The sequence below is a fragment of the Candidatus Pelagibacter communis genome, assembly GCF_001180225.1.
Lineage (GTDB): Bacteria > Pseudomonadota > Alphaproteobacteria > Pelagibacterales > Pelagibacteraceae > Pelagibacter > Pelagibacter ubique_D.
This window is the reverse complement of record NZ_CVST01000058.1, coordinates 77,886-99,689: the sequence shown is the minus strand read 5'-3', so window position 1 is coordinate 99,689 and position 21,804 is coordinate 77,886. Positions and strand designations below refer to the sequence as shown.

Below are 21,804 nucleotides of genomic sequence, written 5' to 3'. Positions count from 1 at the left end.
TCTAGCCCTTTTTAATTAGTTAAATATGCAATTATCTTGCAGGTGGTACGTAAAGAATTCCACCTTTAGTCCATAATTCATTTGGACCTCTGTCTGGTAAAATTCCAGTGTCAGCTATATTTCTTTTGTAGCTTTCACCATAGTTACCAACTTGCTTGATAATTCTTAAGCTCCACTCATTATCTAGACCAAAAGCAGCACCTAATTCACCTTCAGCACCAACTAATCTTTTAACAGCTGGATTGTCTGAAGTTTTCATAGAATCTGCATTAGCTGAAGTAATTCCATACTCCTCAGCTTCGATCATAGCATTTAAAGACCATCTAACGATATCTTCCCATACTGAGTCACCTTGTCTAACAACTGGTCCTAAAGGCTCTTTAGAAACAGTTTCAGGTAATACAATGTGATCATCTGGGTTAGTCATTTTAGTTCTTTGTGCAGCAAGACCTGATTTATCAGTAGTGTAAGTATCACATCTACCAGCATCATAAGCAGCTACAACTTCGTCAGCTTTTTCGAAAGCAACTGGTTCATAAGAAATTCCTTTAGAGTTAAAGAAGTCTCTCATGTTCAACTCAGTTGTTGTACCAATGTTTGTACAAGCTGAGATACCATCTTTGAATTGGCTTGTTGAAGTAATTCCAGAACTTTTTCTAACCATGAAACCTTGACCATCGTAGAAGTTTACTCCAACGAAAGTAAGTCCGATATCAGCATCTCTAGAAAGAGTCCAAGTTGTGTTTCTTGATAAGATATCAATCTCACCAGAAGTTAAAGCTGTAAATCTTTCTTTAGCACTTAATGGTGTAAACTTAACTTTGTTTGCATCACCTAGTACTGCAGCAGCTACCGCTCTACATACATCAACATCGATACCAGTCCAATTTCCTGCAGCATCAGCATTAGAAAATCCTGGAAGACCTTGAGATACTCCACATCTTACAAAACCCTTCTTTTGAGTGTTTTTAAGTGTTTTTGATTTTTTAGCAGCCATAGTTTCTGTTGTAAAAGTAAACAACACAGCAACCATTGCTACTAAAGAAGTTAATTGTTTTAAGTATTTAAACATTATTCTTCCTTTTTAGTTATTTTTATTTGTTAACAAATAATTCAAAACTTAGTTTTGAATTCGCTGGATTAAACCATTTTAGAAAAACTACTTCAAGAGGAAATTATGGTCAAAAGACAAAGGAATGGCGCGCCCTGAAGGATTCGAACCTACGACCCTCGGTTTAGAAAACCGATGCTCTATCCAGCTGAGCTAAGGGCGCAATATTTGAGTTACATATATATTACAAATTTAATATTTAAACAGAAATTTTTTAGCTATCAATAATAAAGATAACAATTCAATTCGACCAATAATCATAAAGAAAATAAGAATATATTTAGTAATAAAATGCAAATTTTGAAAATCAAAATCACTTATTCCATATGCTGAGGAATTTACTGTATTCATTAATGTCAATACTGCCAGTTTAAATGAATATTCAAAATTTATATCACTCAAAGATAAAAAAATTGTTAACGAAAAAAGTGAAATTATAAAAATAACAATTGTAAGAAAATATTTATTTATATCTTGGGTTGCAAAATTAATTTTAGAAAATACTAGCTTATTCATAAATACGTTTTTTGGTCTACTAAATGAAAGTATTTGATTTAATGAATATTTTGTTAATGAGTAAATTTTCAAAAATCTTAACCCCGAGCTTGTTGAAATAAATGAACCTCCAATTATAACCAAAAGCAAATACAAAAATTGAAGATTAGTTTGTTCCAGATTTAATGAAATTCCAATGTTGGAAATACTACTTACTAAAGATAAAAAACTATTTGAAAAAGTATTATCGTAACTAAAAAAAATAAAAAATATTCCAACTGTTATTACAAAGTATAAAAATAAATGAATATCCTCATGGAAAAAATTGATATTTTTTCTTAAAAATATTAAATTATATACAAAGAAAATACTAAAAAAAGAAACTAGCATTAATAAGGAAAAAATTATTATCTGTGAATTTTGGATAAGTATATTTGAAAGATCATTCACAGGTAAGAACCCACCTGACGAAATTATAGTCATTGCTAGATTTAATGAATTAAACGATCTTATTCCAAATATATTAAGAATTATAAAAATAACTAAAGTTAAGCTTAAATATAAAATAAATATTTTAATTGTCTGTTTTAAAATTTCAGTTGTATTAAATGATAAAAAATTTGTGAGAGATTTTTTTAAATTTTCATCATAAATATCAATCAAAAAAATTATAGAAAATAAAAAGTATAATCCACCTACCCATTGAATTGATGATCTCCAAATTATTAATCCTTGATCAATATGTTTTATGTTTTCAAAGATTGTAAAACCAGTTGAAGTAAAACCAGAAACTGCTTCAAATAAAGCATTTAAAAAAGTTAAGTTGTAAATACTAAAATAAAATGGAATAGATAATACCAATGGCATAATAAAATATCCCAAAAGCACAGTTAGTATTTTTTCAAATATTGTAGGTTTTTTTTCTGAGTTATCAATTTTGTAAGACAAAAAACCAACTAAAGCAGAAATTACGAAGCTAAAGTAATATGTATTTAAGTTTAAGTATAAATTGAAATAATAAGAGTAAATAATATTTAAAAATGAAAAAACTGAAATCAATAGAAAGAAAAAACTTAAATATTTTATCCGAAGTTTTGGCATTTAATTAAATTGAGCTAATTCTAAAAATATTTTCAACAACAGAGATTGAGTCTTTTTTGGCTAAAAAAACAACTTTATCATCTTTTTGAAATACTAAGTCTGATCTAGGTATAATTACTTTATCATCTCTAAGTACAGCACCTATTCTAATTTCTTCAGGAAGATTTGAATTTTTTAATTCTTTATTGATTAATTCAGATGTTTCAATAATCTCAGCTTCTATTACCTCATATTCGCCATTCATTATTGTATAAGCTGTTTCAATAGTACCTTTGTGAATATGTTTTAAAATACTTGATACAGTATTCATTCTAGGATCAATCAAATCATCAATTTTAAGTGAATTCTGTAATAATGAATAGTTTGGTTTATTAATTAAGGCCATTGTTCGTTTATCATCAATTTCTTTTTCATCTTTTGCGAATTTTTCAACTAAAACACTCACCATTAAATTATCTTCATCGTCGTTTGTGAGAGCTAAAACAGTCTCTGCTTCTTCTAAATTTGCTTCTGACAAAACTTCTTCATCTAGAGCATCACCATTTATTACTATTGTATTATTTAGTTCACTTGCAAGAAATTCAGCCCTATCTTTATTTTTTTCAATAATTTTTACTCTTGCAGCATCTAAATTTTCTTCAATATTTTTAGCTAAATTAAAACCAATATTACCTCCACCAACTATAAGAATTTTTTTAGACACTTTTTCGGTATGACCAAATGCTTCTAATGTTTCAGACATTTGGGTTGAGTTTATAATTACATAAATTTTATCATTTATCTTTATTTCATCAGTTTTTTTTGGAATAAAAAACTTATCCTCTCGTATTACACCTATTACATTTGCTTTGAGATTGGGGTATTTTTTTGTGAGATCGCTTAATTTAATATTGATCAAATTACAATTTTCATTAATCAATATTTCTAGTAATCTGATTTTATTTTCTGCAAAAGGTACACTGTCCAAAGCACCAGGAGCTTCTAATTTTCTTTGAATAGATTTTGCAATTTCAATTTCAGGTGAAATAATAACATCTATTGGTAAGTTTTCTTTATTATAAACTGTTGTAAACTTGGGATTTAAATAATCCTGAGATCTTATTCTTGCAATCTTTTTTGGTATTTTAAAAATAGAAAATGCAATTTGGCATATGACCATATTAATTTCGTCGTTTCGAGTTACAGCAATAATCATGTCTGCTTCTTGAGCATTTGCTTTTTCAAGTATTGATGGATAGCTGCCTTTTCCAACAATAGCTTTTACATCAAGTGCATCGTCAATCTTTTGAATATCTTCGCTAGAAGGATCTATTACAGTAATAGAGTGACCTTGTTCACTAAGCTGTTTAGCAATAGTAAAGCCTACTCTACCTGCACCACAAATGATTATGTTCATTTAATTAAATTCTTTAATTCCTAAGCCTTTTAACTTTCTATGTAAGGCACTTCTTTCCATTCCAACAAAATTAGCTGTTTTTGAAATATTTCCATTAAATTTTTTCAATTGAATAGTTAAATACTCCTTTTCAAATTTTTCTCTAGCCTCTTTTAATGGCACAGATAGGCTATTTTCAGCTAATTGTTCATTGAAATTAATATTTTTTAAAGATTCTTTTATTATATTTGAAATTTTTTCCTTTGTATCAGGTTGTAAAATTGCAATTCGTTCAATTAAATTTCTTAATTCTCTTACATTACCGTGCCAATCATGATTTAGGATATAAGTATTGTCTTCATCTATTTCTAATTCTTTAATATTGTAATTTTCAGATATTTTTTTTGAAAAATATTTAATCAAAAGTGGAATATCTGAAATACGTTGACTCAATGGTTCAACATTTATTTCAAAAACATTAAGTCTATGAAATAAATCTTCTCTAAAATTTCCTATTTCAATTTCTTTCTTCAAATCCTTACTAGAGGAGCATATTAGTCTAACATTTACAGTGACATCATTTGAACCATTAACTCTTTTAAACTTTTGATCTGTTAAAACTCTCAAAATTTTTGACTGTATATCCAAAGGTATTTCTGAAACTTGATCTATCAATAAAGTACCTTTATTGGCTTTTTCTAACGCTCCATAAGATATAGAGCCGTTGTCTTTTTCTTCTCCAAATAATTCAAGTTCATATTTATTTGAATCTAATAAAGCTCCATTCAAAACTACAAAAGGATTTTTATTTCTTTTTGATAATTTATGAATTTTTCTTGCAATTAATTCTTTTCCAGATCCTGAAGGACCATTAATAAATACTCTACTTTCTGTAATAGAAATTTTGTTAATTTGATCATTGATATTTAAAATATTTTTACTATTTCCAATTAATTCATATGATGAAAACAACTTTGTTTCATATTCTTTATTTTGTTTTTTAAGATTGTAGTTCTCAACTGCTCTTCTAACAAAATTAAGTAATCTCTCTTGATCAAAAGGTTTTTCAATAAATTCAAAAGCACCTTCATGAAGGGATTTTACTGCCATTTCAATGTTAGCGTGACCTGAAATTATAATAACAGGCACATCTTTATCTTTTGATTTAATATGTGACAACAATTCTATTCCATCATTATCACCTTTATCCAATTTAACATCAAGTATCGCAACATCTGGAAGTTTTTTATCTATTTCGGATAATGCTTGATTGTAATTAGCAGCAAGTCTTGTTTTATAACCAGCATCCAAAATTAACTCATTAATGATATTCCTTATATCGGCGTTATCATCTACAATTAAAATTTCAGAACTCATTCTATTTAATAAAATCTATTTTAATTTTTGCACCCTCGTCTAAAGGTATAAATTCAATTTTTCCATTATGGTCGTTTATAATTTTACTTACTATTGAAAGACCCAATCCAGTTCCATTTTTTTTAGTAGTAAAGTATGGATTTAAAATATCTTTAATATTTGCTGCAAATATTCCAAAACCGATACCATTATCAATTAAATTAATTGTTATATGGTTATTTTCTTCATTAACTTCAATCGTGATTTTTTTCTCTAAATTACTGTCATTTTCTGCTCTTTGTTGGATACTTTCGATAGAATTTTTAATTAAGTTAAAGAAAACTCTTGCAAGTTGTTCTTTATCACTATTTAAAAAAATTTCTTTTTTATTGCTGTTGATAGAAATATTAATCGAATTATCCAGTTCATTTAATAATTTGATATTCTCTTGAATAATTTGAATTAAATTATTTTCTTTTAAAATAGGTTTTGGCATTCGGGCAAAATCAGAAAACTCATTAACTAAATTTCCTATTTGTTTAATTTGATTATTTATTATCTTTAGATTTTCATCAAAATTTTTTTTATCGTCTTCATTGACTTGATTAGAATATTTTGATTTCATTCTGTCTATTGTCAACTGAATTGGAGTTAATGGGTTCTTAATTTCGTGTGCTAATTTTCTTGCTAAGTTACTCCATGCTTCATGTCTTTCATTAATAATTAATTTTTCTTGTTGATTTCTAAGTCTATCGATCATTAAGTTAAAATTTTTGTTTAATATTTCTAAATCTTTGTCAGTTTTTACTTCTGGAACTTTTGTATCAAATTTTCCTTCTCCAATTGAGACAGAAGCATTAATTAAATTATTAATAGATCTAAAAAATCTAGAAGAAAATCGTATAGCTATAGATATAGATACAAACAACAATACACTAACAACAATAACATAAATAATTGCAAAAGAAATTTTAATGCCTGTACTCTTTTCTTCAACTGTGTAATAAAAATTAATGGCTTCTTGTGACTCGTTTAAGTATCTTGAAATATCTTTATCAAGATATTTTACAACATACAAAAATCTATTATCAAAATTTTGTAATCTCATTATTGCTGCTGACATATTTTCAGGAGCATTAATTATTTTCAATGGTCTATCATCATCAAGCACTAATGCTAATGCTCTATCAACAGGTGGTGTATATGGCTGATTATCTTTAAGAGATGTAAACAGTAGTTCTTTATCAACATTTATAATATGTATTTCATCAACACCTCTGATTAATTTCTGCGTATCTAAGAATCTTTTGTATTCATTAGGATTATCATTTAGAAAATTTTTACTTTTATTGGTATCAAAAGCAATTAGGACAATATCGGATTGAATTTTGTTTCTAATTTCTTCAACATAGTTTCTAGCAAGTTCATAAGAATTATTAACAACTGTGGTAACCTTTTTGTCAAAATATTTTTCTAAGGCAAAAGAAAATAAAAATAATGAAAAAATAGAAATTAAAACTGAAGGTATTAAAGTGAAAAGAGCAAAAACAGTGATGTATTTTTTATTAGATTTTAAACCATCTTTATCAACATCTGTTCTTATTGCCCTTCTAATTTCAAAAAAAATAAAAACAAAAAGAGCAGCTAGTAAAAAAATATTTAGTATCAGCAGATATTGTAAATTTTTATCTGTTAGTTGAATAAAACCTTTATCTATAAAAGTTAAAAACGTTAAAAAACCTATCGATAATGTGATAATAAATAATATTATCAAATAAATATTTTTTTTAATAAAATCTGACATTTGGGTATAAATTTTTATAAATATGAGTAACTATTTTATAATACTAGCTTCAGGACAAAGCAAAAGGTTTAATTCAAAAAAACCCAAGCAATACAATATTTATGAAGGCAAACCTTTATTCCAACACTCTGTTGATAAGGCTTTAAAGTCAAAACTTTTTAAAAAAATAATAATTGTAGTTAACAAAAAAAATGAAATTAAAGAAAAATTTCCAAAAAATGTCTCCATTATAATTGGTGGGAAAGAAAGATCTGATTCCTCGTTAATTGCTTTAAAGTTTATTAAGAAATACAAACCTACCAATGTTCTTATACACGATGCAGCAAGACCAAATTTTACTTTACTTCTTTTAAAAAAATTGATCGGTAAACTAAAAAAACATAAGGCTGTGATACCTGTAATTAAATCAAAAGACTCAATAAAATATAAGATTAAGAATCTGATATTTAATTTAAATCGAGATAATTCAATTTTAACTCAAACCCCCCAGGCTTTTAAATTTAAAGATTTATATAATTTATCAATAAAGCAAAAAAAGATAGTTACAGACGAAGCAACATTATTTATTGAAAACAATATTAAAGTAAAATTCATTCAAGGTGAAAATTTAAATACTAAAATTACTTTCAAAGAAGATATTAAGGAAAAATTAACTTACTTTGGTATTGGGTTTGATATTCATAGATTAATCAGAGGTAAAAAACTTTATTTAGGAGGTATTAAGATACCTTATCACTCAGGGTTAAAAGGACACTCTGATGGTGATGTAATTATTCATTCGATAATTGACTCAATATTGGGAGCAATGAGAAAAAAGGATATTGGAACTTTTTTTCCAGATAACAGTAGAAAGTTTAAAAACATTAGATCTCCAAAAATGCTAAAACCAATTATAAAGTTATTAAATTCAAATAATTATCATATCAATAATTTAGATATAAATTTGATATGTGAAAAACCAAAAATATCAAAATACAGAGATAAAATATTAAATTCGCTTTCAAATCTTCTAGATTTAAATAAAGATTTAATTAATTTAAAAGGTAAAACGACAGAAAAACTTGGATTAATAGGAAAAGAAAAAGCAATTGCCTGTGAAGTAATTTGCTCGATATCAAAATGAAAAAAATTAATGTTTTAATCTCAACTTTTTTTGGGTACGGATACTTAACAAAAATGCCTGGTACTGTTGCATCGATTGTCACAACAATCTTTATTTATATAGCTTATGAAATTCTTGACTATACAAGTTTAAAATTCTCAATAGTTTTTTTTATTATTTTGTTTTTTTACTCTTTTTATGCAGTCAAAGACTCAGAGAGTGAATTTGAAAATAAAGATCCTAGACAAATTGTAATTGATGAAGTTTTGGGCCAATCGATGCCTTTGATACTTCTGCTTTATTTAAATCAAACCAATCAAATCAATATTGCTATTGAATTTTATTATATTTTTTCTTTATTATCTTTTAGATTTTTTGATATTTTAAAGCCATTTCCGGTAAGCTATTTCGATAAAAATCATAAAAATTATTTTGGTATAATTATGGATGATATAATGGCTGGTCTTTACTCAATGGTTATAGTCTATTTAGTCAGTTTCATATTTTGATGAATTTAAAAAAGATACATAAAAAATTGATAGATAAAAAATTAACAATTTCTGTAGCTGAATCTTGTACAGGCGGTTTGTTGGCTAGCAATCTAACTAAACTAGCAAATTCATCTAAGTACTTTCAAATGGGTTTAATTACTTACTCTAATGAAGCAAAAATCAAAATTTTAAAAGTAAATAGAAATATTATTAAAAAATATGGTGCTGTAAGCAAAGAATGCTGTGAGGAAATGGTAAAGAATTTATCTAAAATTTCTAAAAGCAAAATTAATGTATCAATTACAGGTATAGCTGGGCCCGGAGGAGGATCAAAATTAAAACCAGTTGGTCTTGTCTATATTGGGATTAAAACAGGAAAATATTTATTAATTTTAGAGAATAAATTTGGATCTAGGAACAGATCAATTATTCAAAAAAATACTGTAAGAGAGGTATTGAAAAAAATTACAAAAATTATTTCTTAAAGATTTTCAGCTCTTTTTTGAAAAGCATCAGCTATTTTGTTTAAACCAAATTGAAATGATTTTTCCATTATTAAATTCAAAAACTTATTTTTAATTTCAAAGTCAACATCAAATTGAACTTCTGTTAAATTATCTTTTTCTACAAATTTCCAATTATTTTCAAGATGTTTTAAGGGGCCATCAATATTGGTTACATGAATAGAGTCATTTTTTTTATCATATCTTACATCACTTTTATAAGTATCTATAAAGGGTCTTTTACCAATGGTCAGATCAGCAATTATTTTTTTTACATTTCCCTCATCATTTGTTTCATAAACTTTTGAGTCTATGCAAAATGGAATGAACTCAGGGTACTTTTCAATATCTAAAACAAAATCAATTAATGTTTGTTTATCACGTGCTATGTGACGTGTAACTGATGCTTTAGGCATTAATTACTTTTTTTTCTATTTTGTTGTAACTTAGCAAAATCCTCATCAGCATGATAAGAAGACCTTGTTAAAGGTGATGAGGAAACTAATAAAAATCCCTTAGCTTTTGCTATAGTTCCTAAGTCATCAAATTCTTTTGGGGTATAATATCTATCTAATGGAAAATGTTTTGTTGATGGCTGCAAGTACTGGCCGATAGTTATAAAATCTACATCAGCTGCTCTCAAATCATCCATAACTTGCAATATTTCATCTCTTGTTTCTCCTAACCCGACCATAATTCCAGATTTAGTAAAAATATTTTTATCAATTTTCTTTGCATTTTTTAAAAGTTCTAAGGATGCAAAATATCTAGATCCTGGTCTTACTTTTAAATAAAGACTGGGTACAGTTTCAATATTATGATTAAAAACATCTGGTTTAGCTTCAATAACTTTTTTATAAGCTTCCCCTTTTCTTAAAAAATCTGGTGTTAATACTTCTATAGTTGTATTTGCATTTGATTTTCTTGTTTGATTAATCACGTTATAAAAATGTTCAGAACCTCCGTCGTCTAAATCATCTCTGTCAACTGAAGTTATTACAACATGTTTTAAATTTAACTTTTTTACAGCCTCTGCAATTTTAACTGGTTCCAATGGATCTAAATTTCCTGGAACGCCAGTTTTAACATCACAGAAAGAACATGCTCTTGTACAAGTATCGCCCATTATCATAAAAGTTGCGTGTCTCTTGCTCCAACACTCAGTAATATTTGGACAGTTTGCTTCCTGACAAACAGTTACCAGGTTATTGTTATTAACTATTGTTTTTGTTAAAAAAAATTCTTTGCTATTAGTAAGCTTTGATCTAATCCAATCTGGTTTTTTTTTAATTGGGTTTATCGGCTTATTTTCTTTTTCGGGATGTCTACTTTTCATCTTTTTTAATTAAATAAATTGTCTCACCTTTTTTACCAAATAAAAATCTTTCTCTAATTAATATTTCCACATAATCTAAATCTAGATTGGTACTTAACAGAGAATTTTTGTGATCTATATCCTCTATTTTCTTAATTAATAATGTCTCTTCTTTTTTCAAGTCAGACAAAAGTTCTTTTTTTTCAAAATATGAAAAAAGCCCTCTTTCTCCAGAAACTAAATTAAAAATAAAATAAAATATTAAAAAAATTGATGTTAATAAAAAATAATTTTTTTTTATTAATCTCAACATTAGTTGATTTTATTCATTCTTGCCTTATTTCCAAGTTCTTCTTCAATCCGAATTAATTGATTATATTTAGCAACTCTTTCTGAACGTGCTAAAGATCCTGTTTTGATTTGATTAGAATTTGTTCCAACCGCCAAATCAGCAATGAATGTATCTTCACTATCTCCAGATCTATGAGAAATTATTGTTTTATAGCCGATAGTTTGAGCAAATTTAATAACATCTAGCGTTTCAGAAACAGTACCTATCTGATTAAGTTTAATTAATATTGAATTAGATGAAATATTTAAAAATCCTTTTTTTAATCTCTCAAGATTTGTAACATAAAGATCATCTCCCACAATCTGAACGTTTTTGACAGAACGCATTAATTTATTCCAAGCTAACCAATCATTTTCTGCAAAAGGATCTTCTATAGATTTAATTTTATATTTCTTAATAATTTTTTTGTATTCTTTGATTGACTTTTCAACAGAAACAAAACTTTTTGAATGGATTGAATATTTATTTTTTTTTAATAATTCATTTGCAGCTACATCCAAACAAATTGAAACATCTTTACCATTAACAAATCCAGATTTCTTAATTGCTGAAACTATCAAATCTAGAGCCTGGTTATTACTACTAATCATAGGTGCAAAACCACCTTCATCACCAACAGATGTGGAATAACCTTTGTTTTTTATTAAATTACTTAGGTTTTTAATTACAACAAAACAAATCCTCATTGCTTCTGAGAAACTTTTTGCTCTATCTGGTCGTATCATAAATTCTTGAATTCTAAGACCATTGTTGGCATGAGCTCCACCGTTAATAATATTCATTAATGGATAAGGTAATTGAAAATTATTTTTTAAAAAAAATGTTTTATACAAAGGTAGTTTATTTACTTTTGCAGAAAGTTTTTTTGCAGCCATTGATACTGCAAGCATAGCATTTGCACCTAAATTGGTTTTTTGTCTCGTACCATCTAAATTAATTAATAAAGCATCAATTCTTTCTTGATTATGAACGTTTTGACCTTTTAATTTTTTTGAAATTTTTGAATTTACTAATTCAACAGCCTTTAAAACACTTTTTCCTAAATACTTCTTATTGTTTTCGTCTCTTTTTTCAAAAGCTTCGTATGTTCCAGTTGAAGCACCTGATGGGCATATGGCAGATGCACTTAAATTATTTGTATAGACCTCTGCTTCTACAGTTGGATTTCCCCGACTATCGAAAACTTGTCGTGCTTTAACTTTTATTATTTTACTCACTTAATAAGCTTGTCAATTTCGGTTAACTGTTTTAGTAAATTTTCTAATTTATCTAGAGGAACCATATTAGGTCCATCAGATGGTGCATTATCAGGATCTTGATGAGTTTCTATAAATACACCAGAAACCCCAACAGCAACAGCGGCTCTTGCAAGATACTCAACAAATTCTCTTTGACCTCCGGAAGACTCTCCTTGTCCTCCAGGTTGTTGGACTGAATGTGTTGCATCAAAAATAACCGGATAACCGTTCTTAGCCATAATAGGCAAAGATCTCATGTCTGAAACCAAAGTGTTGTATCCAAAACTTGCGCCTCTTTCAGTCACAAGAATATTTGAGTTTCCAGAGTCTGATATTTTTTTCGTGACGTTTACCATATCCCAAGGAGCTAAAAATTGACCTTTTTTAACATTTATAATTTTATTTGTTTTTGCAGCAGCAATTAAAAGATCAGTTTGTCTACAAAGAAAAGCTGGAATTTGTAAAACATCAACATGATCAGCAACTACTGAACATTGCTCTGAATTATGAATATCAGTTAAAATTGGAACATTTAATTCTTTTTTAATTTTGTCAAATATAGGTAATGAAGCTTCCAAACCAGCACCTCTCTTACCTTTCAAACTTGTTCGATTAGCTTTATCAAAAGAAGTTTTATAAATAAAACCTAGACCAAATTTGGAAGTTATTTCTTTTATTTTTCCAGCCATGTCCATTGCATGCTGTTCTGTTTCAAGCTGACATGGACCAGCAATAATACAAATTTTTTTATCGTTTGAAATTTCTATGTTCCCACAATTGACTGTAATACTGCTCATTTATGATTTTTTGCTGCTTTGATAAATGAAGAGAATAAAGGATGAGGAGATAAAGGTCTAGATTTAAATTCAGGATGGAACTGAACTCCAATAAACCAAGGATGACTTTTAAGTTCAATTATCTCAGGAAGTTTATTATCTGGTGATAAACCAGAAAATATTAGTCCATTTTTCTCAAATTTTTCCTTAAATGAAATATCCACTTCATATCTATGTCTGTGTCTTTCTTTGATTAATCTTGATTTATAGATATCTCTAATTTTAGACTTATCTTTTAAAATAGCATCATAAGAACCAAGTCTCATTGTTCCACCTAAATTTTTATCTGTACCTTTAACTTTTTTTCCACTTTTTTCCCACTCATTCATTAAACCAATTATATGAACACCACCTCTATCAAACTCTGAAGAAGTTGCTTTTTTAATTTTTAATTTATTTCTAGCAAATTCTATTATTGCCATTTGCATACCGTAACAAATACCTAGAAATGGTATTTTGTTAATTCTGGCATATTTAATAGCTTCGATTTTTCCCTCAGTTCCTCTTTTTCCAAAACCTCCTGGTATTAAAATACCTGAAACATTTTTAAGTTTATTTTTAATTTCAGAAACTTTTAATTTTTCTGAATCAATTCTAACTAAATTTACCTTCAAGTTGTTTGTAATTCCTCCATGAGTTAAGGCTTCATCTAATGATTTATATGCATCTTTTAATTCTACATATTTACCTATTATCGCAATATTAACTTGTTTTTTTGTATTAAGTGTAATTTTGGTAATTTTCTTCCAAGGATTTAAGTTATTTGATTTTTTTGATTTTATTTTAAAGTAATCTAAAACTTGAACATCTAACTTTTCTTTAGCAAAACTAATTGGTGCTTCATAAATTGTTTTTACATCAACAGTTTCAATTACATTTTTAATATCAACATTGCAAAATAGAGATATTTTTTTTCTATGCTCTAAAGGTATTGGTCTTTCCGATCTACAAATAATTATATCAGGTTGAATACCAATACTTCTCAATTCTTTAACAGAATGTTGTGTTGGTTTAGTTTTTATTTCATCTGATGCTTTTAAATATGGAACTAAAGTTAAATGAATGAATAAAGCATTTTTTTTCCCAATATCATTTGAAAATTGTCTTATAGCCTCAACAAATGGTAAACTTTCAATATCACCTACAATTCCACCTATTTCGCAAATTACAAAATCTTCTTTTGAGGTGTCGTATTTAATAAATTCTTTAATTCTATCGGTTATATGTGGAATAACTTGTACTGTCTTTCCAAGATATTCTCCTTTTCTTTCTTTCCTCAGAACATCGCTATAAATTTTTCCTGTAGTAATATTATCTGTTTTCTTTGCAGTAACTCCTGAAAATCTTTCATAGTGACCTAAATCTAAATCTGTTTCAGCACCATCATCTGTTACAAAAACCTCTCCATGCTGGAATGGACTCATTGTTCCAGGATCTACATTTAGATAAGGATCTAATTTTCTAAGCCTAACTTTATAACCACGTGACTGTAATAGGTAAGCTAATGATGCTGATGATAGACCTTTTCCAAGAGATGAAACCACGCCGCCAGTGACAAATATATATCGCGCCATGGAATTATCTTATAGCTAATAAAAAAAGAAATAGAAAGTATTAATTAATTATTTTCAGGAATTGATGGAGTATCTTCAGTTTTTTCTTCAACTGTGTCTAAAACTGATCCTGTGGGCGTTAATTCTGCTCTTGAGATTATCGTCAGCGCTAAGCTGCAAATGATAAATAAAGTTGCAACTATTGCAGTTGCTTTGGTAATAAAACTACCAGCTGATCTCGATAGCATGAAATTTTCTTGTGAAACACCAATACCTAAGGCGCCACCCTCTGATTTTTGAAGTAGCACAAGCACAACTAAAATAAATGCAAGTATGATGTTAATTACAAGTAATAATGTTTCCATTGGGGACTAATTAATGGTTTTTTTAATTATATCAATAAATTTCTTTGGATTTTGTGATGCTCCACCTATTAAAAAACCATCTATGTCAGGAATTATTTTTAATTGATCAATATTTTTACTGTTAACAGAGCCTCCATATAAAACTTTTGGAGATTTTTTTCCAAATTTACTTTTTATAAATTTAATTGATTTAGACAGTTCCTCTGATGAAGGAATTAAACCAGTTCCAATTGACCATACTGGTTCGTATGCAATAATTATATTATTAATTTTTTTGATAGATTTTAATCCTTTCTTTAATTGACTATTTAAAACTTGATTAGTCTTTTTATCTCTTTTTTGTTTTTGAGTTTCACCAATACAAAAAATAATTTTTAAACCAGATTTAATTGAATTTTTTATTTTAAGATTAATTAGATTGTCATTTTCTCCAGCCATTCTGTTTTCGGAATGACCCAAGATCACATATTTTGCTCCAACACTTTTAAGCATACTTGCATTAACCTGACCTGTAAAAGCGCCATAATCTAAATTTTGATGAGAATTTTGTGCACCAACTTCAATATTTGTTTTACTAAGTCTTTTTGAAATTGGACGTATTAGAGTATTTGGAGGACAATAAATTAGTTTGAACTTATTTTTTTTATGACTTTTTGAGAATTTAATAACTTTATCTAATGAATTTATAGTTTTTAAATCTCCAAACATTTTCCAATTAGCTATAAAATACATATATTTATTTGTCATAATTGACTTTTTAATCTATAGATTTGTTTTTTACAGATCAATAAATTTATAACGTTATGGTTGAAAAATTAAAAAACTTAGGTTGGAAACAATTTGGTGGATTGGTTCTAATAATAATCATCATAATAGCTTTTGGCTTTGGTGGATTTGGCGGTGGCTTTAGTACTAACAATCAAAATAATATTGCTAAAATAAATAAAACTAACGTTACCACTCAAGATTTCATGGACTATGTTAATCAAAGTGGAATTTCACAAGAAGCAATAAGAAATAATTTAGACAACAACATTATAGAAGAATTGCTATCAGGACTTATTTCAACAACTTTAATTGATCTAGAGATTAAAGATTTTAAACTTTCTATAAACGAAAAGACAATTTTAAAATATTTAAAAGACAATAAAAATTTTAAAGACGAGAATGGTTCTTTTGAAAGAATTAAATACGAAAAATTTTTACTTTCAAATAATATGTCTGCTCCTTTGTTTGAGTTGAAATTAAAAAATCAAGGTTTACAGAAACATTTATTTGATTTTATCGGCGCAGGTACTGTTACCCCTGAATTTCTAATAGAAAGTAAATTTGAAGAAAACAATAAATCATTATCTATTGAATACTTCGATATGGAAAATTTATATAAGATTAAAGATGATTATACATCAGATGAAATCAACACATTTATTGAAGAAAATAAAGATCAATTAAAAAGAGAATATATTGACTTCAAATATGTGGTTTTAAATCCAAAAAATTTAATTGGAATTGATGAATTTAATCAAGATTTTTTTAACGAAATTGATGCAATAGAAAATAAAATTTCTCAAAATGAAAGTTTTAGTTCGATAATCGAAAACTTAAATGTGGATGTAAATAATATTAATGAATTTGCTCCAGATGAAAACACTAGTACGAACGAAAAGTTAATTTACTCAAAAAAATCAAGCAAATTAGATATATTTGAAAGTGGAGATAATTATATTCTTTATAATATAGAGAATGAATATGATCGTTCACCAGATCTAAATGATGAGATAGTAAAAAGTGAAATTCTCGAGCTTATTTATCAAAAAGGTAAATTTGATTACAATAGAAAAATAATTGAAGAAATACAGAATGATGGATTTAATGAAAGTAAGTTTATAGAGTTAAGTTCAGGTAAAATCCAAACTGGATCAATTAATTCAATTAGTGATGATAGGCTGTTTGAAGTAAATTCAATTAAAATGCTCTACTCATTACCTCAAAATTCTTTTGCTTTAGTAAACAATACTAACAATCAAATATTTTTAGTCAAAATAAAAGATGCAAATAAAAATACTATAAATAAACAAGGTGAGGAATATAAAGGATTTGTAAATTCACAAAATACAAGCAATAGAAAAAGTATTTTACAATCTTACGATACCCTGTTGAATAATAAATATCAGGTTCAATTGAATCAAAAAACTATTGATAGAATTAAAAACTATTTCAAATGATAATTAATCGAAGCTTCAAAGATTTTAAGTTTCGACATAGAAGCAAAAAAAATCAGATTATATACACTTCTAAAAAAGTAAATTCTGATGATGAAGTAATAAATTTAATTGATAATTTTTTAGAAGAAAAAAATAGTTTTATATTTGAGTCTGTTGAAAAAGGAAAAATTAAAGGTAGATACACAATTTTTGGTAAAGATCCTGACAAGATATGGGAGTTCAACAACCAAAAGTCATATTTAATCACTGAAAATAAAAAAATCATTCTTAAAGATAAACCAGAAGAGTTAATAGAAAAAATTATTGAAAATTTTAAATTTGATACACCTAAGAATTTACCTAAGATTTGTTCGCTAATTTCAGGTTATTTTTCATACGACTCTATTAGGTACATAGAAAAAATTCCTAACTCATGTAAAAATGATCTTAATTTACCTGATGTAAGATTAATGAGACCAAAAACCTTGGTAATTCATGATAATTTAAAAAAAGAAATATTTTTTATAAGTAATGTTTTTAATGATGAAAAAATTAAAAATTATCAAAAAAAGTATGACACTATAAAAACTGATCTATTTAAACTATTAATTCAATCATCGATCAAAAATATTGATACAAAAAGAGTATTAAAAGAAAAAAAAATTAAAGTTAAATCAAACACATCCAAAAATAAATTTCTTGCAATGGTTAATAAAGCTAAGAAATACATTAAACTTGGTGATATTTTTCAAGTTGTTTTAAGTCAAAGATTTGAAGCAAAATTAACAAAAAAACCTTTAGAAATTTATAAAAAACTTAGAGTAACTAACCCCTCTCCTTTTATGTTTTACTTCAACTTTAATGACTTCCAAATTATTGGGGCAAGTCCAGAAATTTTAGTAAGACTAAGAGATAATAAAATTACAGTTAGACCAATAGCAGGTACTAGACCAAGAGGAAAAAATAAAAAAGAAGATCTTTATTATGAAAAAGACCTTCTTAAAGACAAAAAAGAACTTTCTGAACATTTAATGCTTTTAGATCTGGGAAGAAATGATGCTGGTAAAGTGTCAAAAATAAATACTGTAAAGGTAACTGAGAGTTTCATAATTGAGAGGTACTCTCATGTAATGCATATAGTTTCTAATGTAGTTGGTGAGTATAATAAAAAGTTTTCAAAATTTAAATCATTGCTAGCAGGATTTCCTGCTGGTACTGTTTCTGGTGCTCCTAAAATAAGAGCAATGGAAATCATAGATGAATTAGAAACATCGAGAAGAAAAGTTTACGCTGGTGGAATTGGATATTTTTCTGCTAATGGAGAATTTGATACTTGTATTGCTTTAAGAACAGCTGTAGCAAAAAATAAAAAATTCTATGTACAAGCTGGTGCAGGTATTGTTGCTGATAGTAAGCCTATAAACGAATATGATGAAACAGTAAACAAGGCGAAAGCCTTAATAAATGCTTTAAGATAATGAAAATATTATTAATAGATAATTATGATAGTTTTACATTTAATCTTTATCATTACATTTCTTCATTAGGTGTAAAAGTTGAAGTCATAAGAAATGATAAAATTAACTCAAAAGAAATAATAAGAAAAAAATATGATAAAATTGTTATTTCACCTGGACCTGGAAATCCAAATCAATCTGGAAATTGCATAAGCATTTTAAAATCATTACATAAAAAATTGCCCTTTTTAGGTGTTTGTCTTGGACATCAAATTATAGGTCAAGTTTTTGGATCTAAAATTATTCAAGCAAAAAAATTAATGCACGGAAAAACTAGCAAAATTAAATCACAAAAAATTGGGATCTTAAAAAATCTACCTCGTACCTTTGAGGCTACAAGATATCATAGCTTAATTATTGATAAAAAAACCCTATCGAAAGATTTAGAGATTACAGCAGAAACTGATGATGGAATAATTATGGCTATCCAACATAAGCAATTTAATATTCATGGTGTACAATTCCATCCAGAAAGTATTAAAACTAAGACAGGAATAAAAATTTTAAAAAGTTTTATAAATTATTAATTTTATGGAAAAGATTTTAGAAAAACTGAAAAATAAAGAAAATTTAACCTTTGAAGAAAGCAAGTCAGCATTCGAAATTTTAATGACTGGTAAAGCTGATGAGGATCAAATCTATAATTTTTTAACGCTTCTGTCTGAAAAAGGAGAAGTTGCAGATGAAATTGCTGGGGGTGTTTATGTGCTTAGAGAAAAATCTAAAAGAGTAAACGTTCATGATTGCATAGATACATGTGGTACAGGTGGTGACGGTATGAACACTGTTAATATATCAACTGCATCTGCATTACTTTTAGCTAGTATGGGTATAAAGGTTGCAAAGCACGGCAATAAAGCGGTATCTTCAAAATGTGGCTCTGGAGACGTTTTGGAAGCTCTTAATATTAAAATTGATTTAGAGCCGAGAGAAATAGAGCAAGAAATAAGCAATAAAAATTTTGGTTTTATGTTCGCACCAAAATATCACAGTGCCATGAGATTTGTAGGTCCTGTAAGAAAGAAAATTGGTAAAAGAACTATTTTCAACATGATTGGTCCTTTAAGTAATCCTGCTCTAGTAGAAAGACAGGTTGTGGGAGTATTTGATAAAAAATTGTTAAGAATTTTTGCGGAGGGATTAAAAAATTTAAACATAAAATTTGCGTGGATAGTAAACAGTGAAGATGGATTGGATGAAATATCTCCTTATGCAAAAACAAATATAATACAATTGAAGAATGGAGAAATATCTGAAATCTTGGTTGATCCTAATTCAATTGGTGTGAATGCAGAAAAATTTAAGAATTTAATTGGTAATGATGCAAAATTTAATGCAGATAAAATGATTGAAATATTTAAAGGTAAAGATAATGATTTTTCAAAAGCAGTTTGTTTAAATGCTGCGGCTGGTTTAATTGTTGCAGAAAAGTTTGTTGATTTTAAAGAGGCCTATAATCACGCAAGACAATCCATTCTTTCTGGTAAAACTTTTTCATATTTGGAACAATTACAAAATGTCTGAAAACGTTTTAGAAAATATAATTAAAAAGAAAATCGAAAAAATTGATAATCTAAAAAAATCAATAGATCTTAAAAAGTTAGATGAATTAATAAAAAAAAATAAATCATACATAAATTTTAAAGATAAAATTCAAAACAATTTAAAAGAAAATAAAACTTCAATTATTGCTGAAATAAAAAAAGCAAGTCCTTCTGCAGGTGTTATAATTCAAGATTACAATCCAGTAGAAATTGCTAATATTTATTTAAAAAATAATGCTACTTGTTTATCAGTTTTAACTGAAGAAGATTATTTTTTAGGAAATTTAATCCATATAAGTAAAATAAAAGATAAGGTTAATTTACCGATATTATGTAAAGATTTTTTTATTGATACTTTTCAAGTGCCACTTGCCAAAAGTTATGGTGCAGATGCAATTCTGATTATTTTAGCTGGTGTCTCAGATGATCTTGCAAACAATTTGTATCAAGAGGCATTAAAATTAGATATGTCGGTAATAATAGAAGTACATACTGTTGAAGAGGCTCAAAAGGCATTAAATTTTAAAGATGCACTAATTGGAATAAATAATAGGAACTTAAAAACACTTAAAACTGATATAAATACAACCTATGATATTTATAATGTTTTAAAAAACCATAAAGGACCTCTAATTTCTGAGAGTGGAATTAAATCTAAAGAGGAATTATTAGAATTAAAGAGCAAGACTTCAATTAATACTTTTTTAATTGGTGAATCACTTTTAAAAAAATTGGATGAAAATTCAATTTTTTCAGTTTTGTAATCAATTTAAGGGCTATTTTGCTTACTTTTTTTAGTATTGTTAAATTAAAAGAACTTTTATAGAACATTACTTGTACGATATTTGTTCTTATGCTAACAAAAAAACAAAAAAACCTGCTTTTATTTATCAACAAGAAGTTGAGAAGTTCCGGCGTGTCTCCTTCTTACGAAGAGATGAAACAATCTTTAAACTTAAAATCAAAGTCAGGTATTCATAGATTGATTAGCGCCTTAGAAGAAAGAGGTTTTATTAAAAGATTGGCTCATAAAGCAAGAGCTTTAGAGGTTGTAAAATTACCTGAAACGGCTTCAGCAAATGATATTTACAATAGTTTTTCACCAAGCGTTATCAAAGGTGGTTTAGATGAAGAAGTTAACAATACAGATGAAATGGAAGTACCAGTATTAGGAAAAATTGCAGCAGGTACTCCTGTAGAAGCAATACAAAATGAAGTTTCAAGAATACCATTACCAAATAATTTAGAAAAAAATGGAGATTATTTTGGATTGAAAGTTCAAGGAGATTCAATGATTGAAGCTGGAATCCACGAAGGAGATACAGTTATTATTAAAAGAACAGATACAGCAGATAATGGAAAAATTGTAGTCGCATTAATTGACGAACACGAAGCAATGTTAAAAAGAATTCGTAAAAAAGGTAAAGTTGTTGCATTGGAAAGTGCAAATAGAAACTATGAAACCAAAATATTTGGCCCTGATAGAGTAAAAGTTCAGGGTGTTTTAGTATCTTTATATAGAAACTTCTAAAAAAATAGTCT

22 protein-coding genes and 1 tRNA gene are annotated in these 21,804 nt (G+C 27.3%); 9 read left to right on the top strand and 14 right to left on the bottom strand.

Going from position 1 to position 21,804, the window contains the following annotated elements:
• Positions 1 to 31 precede the first annotated feature (31 nt).
• From AMN99_RS04835 to AMN99_RS04810, 6 genes are all read right to left on the bottom strand, one after another.
• A complete protein-coding gene (locus AMN99_RS04835) occupies positions 32 to 1,072 on the bottom strand; it encodes an amino acid ABC transporter substrate-binding protein (RefSeq protein ID WP_075506690.1) in 1,041 nt (346 codons plus the stop codon).
• Between the two features lie 125 nt (positions 1,073 to 1,197).
• Positions 1,198 to 1,274: transfer RNA gene (locus AMN99_RS04830), tRNA-Arg, on the bottom strand.
• Between the two features lie 29 nt (positions 1,275 to 1,303).
• A complete protein-coding gene (locus AMN99_RS04825) occupies positions 1,304 to 2,707 on the bottom strand; it encodes a TrkH family potassium uptake protein (protein WP_075506689.1) in 1,404 nt (467 codons plus the stop codon).
• A 4-nt stretch (positions 2,708 to 2,711) separates the two neighbouring features.
• Positions 2,712 to 4,103, bottom strand: coding sequence for a Trk system potassium transporter TrkA (trkA, locus tag AMN99_RS04820; RefSeq protein WP_075506688.1), 1,392 nt, complete (start codon positions 4,101 to 4,103; stop codon positions 2,712 to 2,714).
• Positions 4,104 to 5,459 (bottom strand): sigma-54-dependent transcriptional regulator, encoded by a 1,356-nt coding sequence (locus tag AMN99_RS04815; protein WP_075506687.1) that lies wholly within the window; start codon positions 5,457 to 5,459, stop codon positions 4,104 to 4,106. It lies immediately after the preceding gene.
• Position 5,460: 1 nt separating this feature from the next.
• On the bottom strand, positions 5,461 to 7,242 hold the full coding sequence (locus tag AMN99_RS04810; protein ID WP_075506686.1) for a sensor histidine kinase NtrY-like: 1,782 nt from the start codon (positions 7,240 to 7,242) through the stop codon (positions 5,461 to 5,463).
• Between the two features lie 22 nt (positions 7,243 to 7,264).
• Here AMN99_RS04810 and ispF point away from each other — a divergent pair, with 22 nt between their 5' ends.
• From ispF to AMN99_RS04795, 3 genes are read left to right on the top strand one after another with little or no spacing between them, the layout of a single operon-like run.
• Positions 7,265 to 8,365 carry a 2-C-methyl-D-erythritol 2,4-cyclodiphosphate synthase gene (ispF, locus tag AMN99_RS04805; protein ID WP_075506685.1) on the top strand — a complete coding sequence of 367 codons (1,101 nt, stop codon included), beginning with the start codon at positions 7,265 to 7,267 and terminating at the stop codon, positions 8,363 to 8,365.
• Positions 8,362 to 8,853: a phosphatidylglycerophosphatase A family protein gene (locus AMN99_RS04800; protein WP_075506684.1), complete on the top strand. Its 492-nt coding sequence runs from the start codon at positions 8,362 to 8,364 to the stop codon at positions 8,851 to 8,853. The genes ispF and AMN99_RS04800 overlap by 4 nt, the downstream gene beginning before the upstream one ends.
• A complete protein-coding gene (locus AMN99_RS04795) occupies positions 8,853 to 9,320 on the top strand; it encodes a CinA family protein (protein WP_075506683.1) in 468 nt (155 codons plus the stop codon). The genes AMN99_RS04800 and AMN99_RS04795 overlap by 1 nt, the downstream gene beginning before the upstream one ends.
• On the opposite strand, the gene AMN99_RS04790 is transcribed toward AMN99_RS04795, so the two are convergent.
• The 8 genes from AMN99_RS04790 to tpiA are packed head-to-tail and all read right to left on the bottom strand — an operon-like array spanning position 9,317 to position 15,744.
• Positions 9,317 to 9,754: a type II toxin-antitoxin system RatA family toxin gene (locus AMN99_RS04790; protein WP_075506682.1), complete on the bottom strand. Its 438-nt coding sequence runs from the start codon at positions 9,752 to 9,754 to the stop codon at positions 9,317 to 9,319. The genes AMN99_RS04795 and AMN99_RS04790 overlap by 4 nt on opposite strands.
• Complete coding sequence (lipA, locus tag AMN99_RS04785; protein WP_075506681.1) at positions 9,754 to 10,674, bottom strand: lipoyl synthase; 921 nt, start codon at positions 10,672 to 10,674, stop codon at positions 9,754 to 9,756. Before lipA ends, AMN99_RS04790 begins: the two co-directional genes overlap by 1 nt.
• Positions 10,664 to 10,966: an FtsB family cell division protein gene (locus tag AMN99_RS04780; RefSeq protein ID WP_075506680.1), complete on the bottom strand. Its 303-nt coding sequence runs from the start codon at positions 10,964 to 10,966 to the stop codon at positions 10,664 to 10,666. The genes lipA and AMN99_RS04780 overlap by 11 nt, the downstream gene beginning before the upstream one ends.
• A complete protein-coding gene (gene eno, locus AMN99_RS04775) occupies positions 10,966 to 12,222 on the bottom strand; it encodes a phosphopyruvate hydratase (protein WP_075506679.1) in 1,257 nt (418 codons plus the stop codon). Before eno ends, AMN99_RS04780 begins: the two co-directional genes overlap by 1 nt.
• Positions 12,219 to 13,040, bottom strand: coding sequence for a 3-deoxy-8-phosphooctulonate synthase (gene kdsA / locus AMN99_RS04770; protein ID WP_075506678.1), 822 nt, complete (start codon positions 13,038 to 13,040; stop codon positions 12,219 to 12,221). The genes eno and kdsA overlap by 4 nt, the downstream gene beginning before the upstream one ends.
• The gene (locus tag AMN99_RS04765) at positions 13,037 to 14,653 is read right to left on the bottom strand and encodes a CTP synthase (RefSeq protein WP_075506677.1); all 1,617 of its coding nucleotides are present in this window, start codon (positions 14,651 to 14,653) and stop codon (positions 13,037 to 13,039) included. Before AMN99_RS04765 ends, kdsA begins: the two co-directional genes overlap by 4 nt.
• A gap of 44 nt (positions 14,654 to 14,697) precedes the next feature.
• Positions 14,698 to 14,997 carry a preprotein translocase subunit SecG gene (gene secG / locus AMN99_RS04760; RefSeq protein ID WP_075506676.1) on the bottom strand — a complete coding sequence of 100 codons (300 nt, stop codon included), beginning with the start codon at positions 14,995 to 14,997 and terminating at the stop codon, positions 14,698 to 14,700.
• 6 nt (positions 14,998 to 15,003) lie between these two features.
• Positions 15,004 to 15,744, bottom strand: coding sequence for a triose-phosphate isomerase (gene tpiA, locus AMN99_RS04755; RefSeq protein ID WP_075506675.1), 741 nt, complete (start codon positions 15,742 to 15,744; stop codon positions 15,004 to 15,006).
• Between the two features lie 56 nt (positions 15,745 to 15,800).
• Here tpiA and AMN99_RS04750 point away from each other — a divergent pair, with 56 nt between their 5' ends.
• From AMN99_RS04750 to lexA, 6 genes are all read left to right on the top strand, one after another.
• Complete coding sequence (locus AMN99_RS04750; RefSeq protein WP_075506674.1) at positions 15,801 to 17,222, top strand: SurA N-terminal domain-containing protein; 1,422 nt, start codon at positions 15,801 to 15,803, stop codon at positions 17,220 to 17,222.
• The gene (gene trpE / locus AMN99_RS04745; RefSeq protein WP_082255163.1) at positions 17,222 to 18,679 is read left to right on the top strand and encodes an anthranilate synthase component I; all 1,458 of its coding nucleotides are present in this window, start codon (positions 17,222 to 17,224) and stop codon (positions 18,677 to 18,679) included. Before AMN99_RS04750 ends, trpE begins: the two co-directional genes overlap by 1 nt.
• Positions 18,679 to 19,245, top strand: coding sequence for an anthranilate synthase component II (locus tag AMN99_RS04740; RefSeq protein ID WP_075506672.1), 567 nt, complete (start codon positions 18,679 to 18,681; stop codon positions 19,243 to 19,245). Before trpE ends, AMN99_RS04740 begins: the two co-directional genes overlap by 1 nt.
• A 4-nt stretch (positions 19,246 to 19,249) precedes the next feature.
• Positions 19,250 to 20,242 (top strand): anthranilate phosphoribosyltransferase, encoded by a 993-nt coding sequence (trpD, locus tag AMN99_RS04735; protein WP_075506671.1) that lies wholly within the window; start codon positions 19,250 to 19,252, stop codon positions 20,240 to 20,242.
• Positions 20,235 to 21,026, top strand: coding sequence for an indole-3-glycerol phosphate synthase TrpC (locus AMN99_RS04730; RefSeq protein ID WP_075506670.1), 792 nt, complete (start codon positions 20,235 to 20,237; stop codon positions 21,024 to 21,026). Before trpD ends, AMN99_RS04730 begins: the two co-directional genes overlap by 8 nt.
• A gap of 89 nt (positions 21,027 to 21,115) precedes the next feature.
• Positions 21,116 to 21,793 (top strand): transcriptional repressor LexA, encoded by a 678-nt coding sequence (lexA, locus tag AMN99_RS04725; RefSeq protein ID WP_075506669.1) that lies wholly within the window; start codon positions 21,116 to 21,118, stop codon positions 21,791 to 21,793.
• Positions 21,794 to 21,804 lie beyond the last annotated feature (11 nt).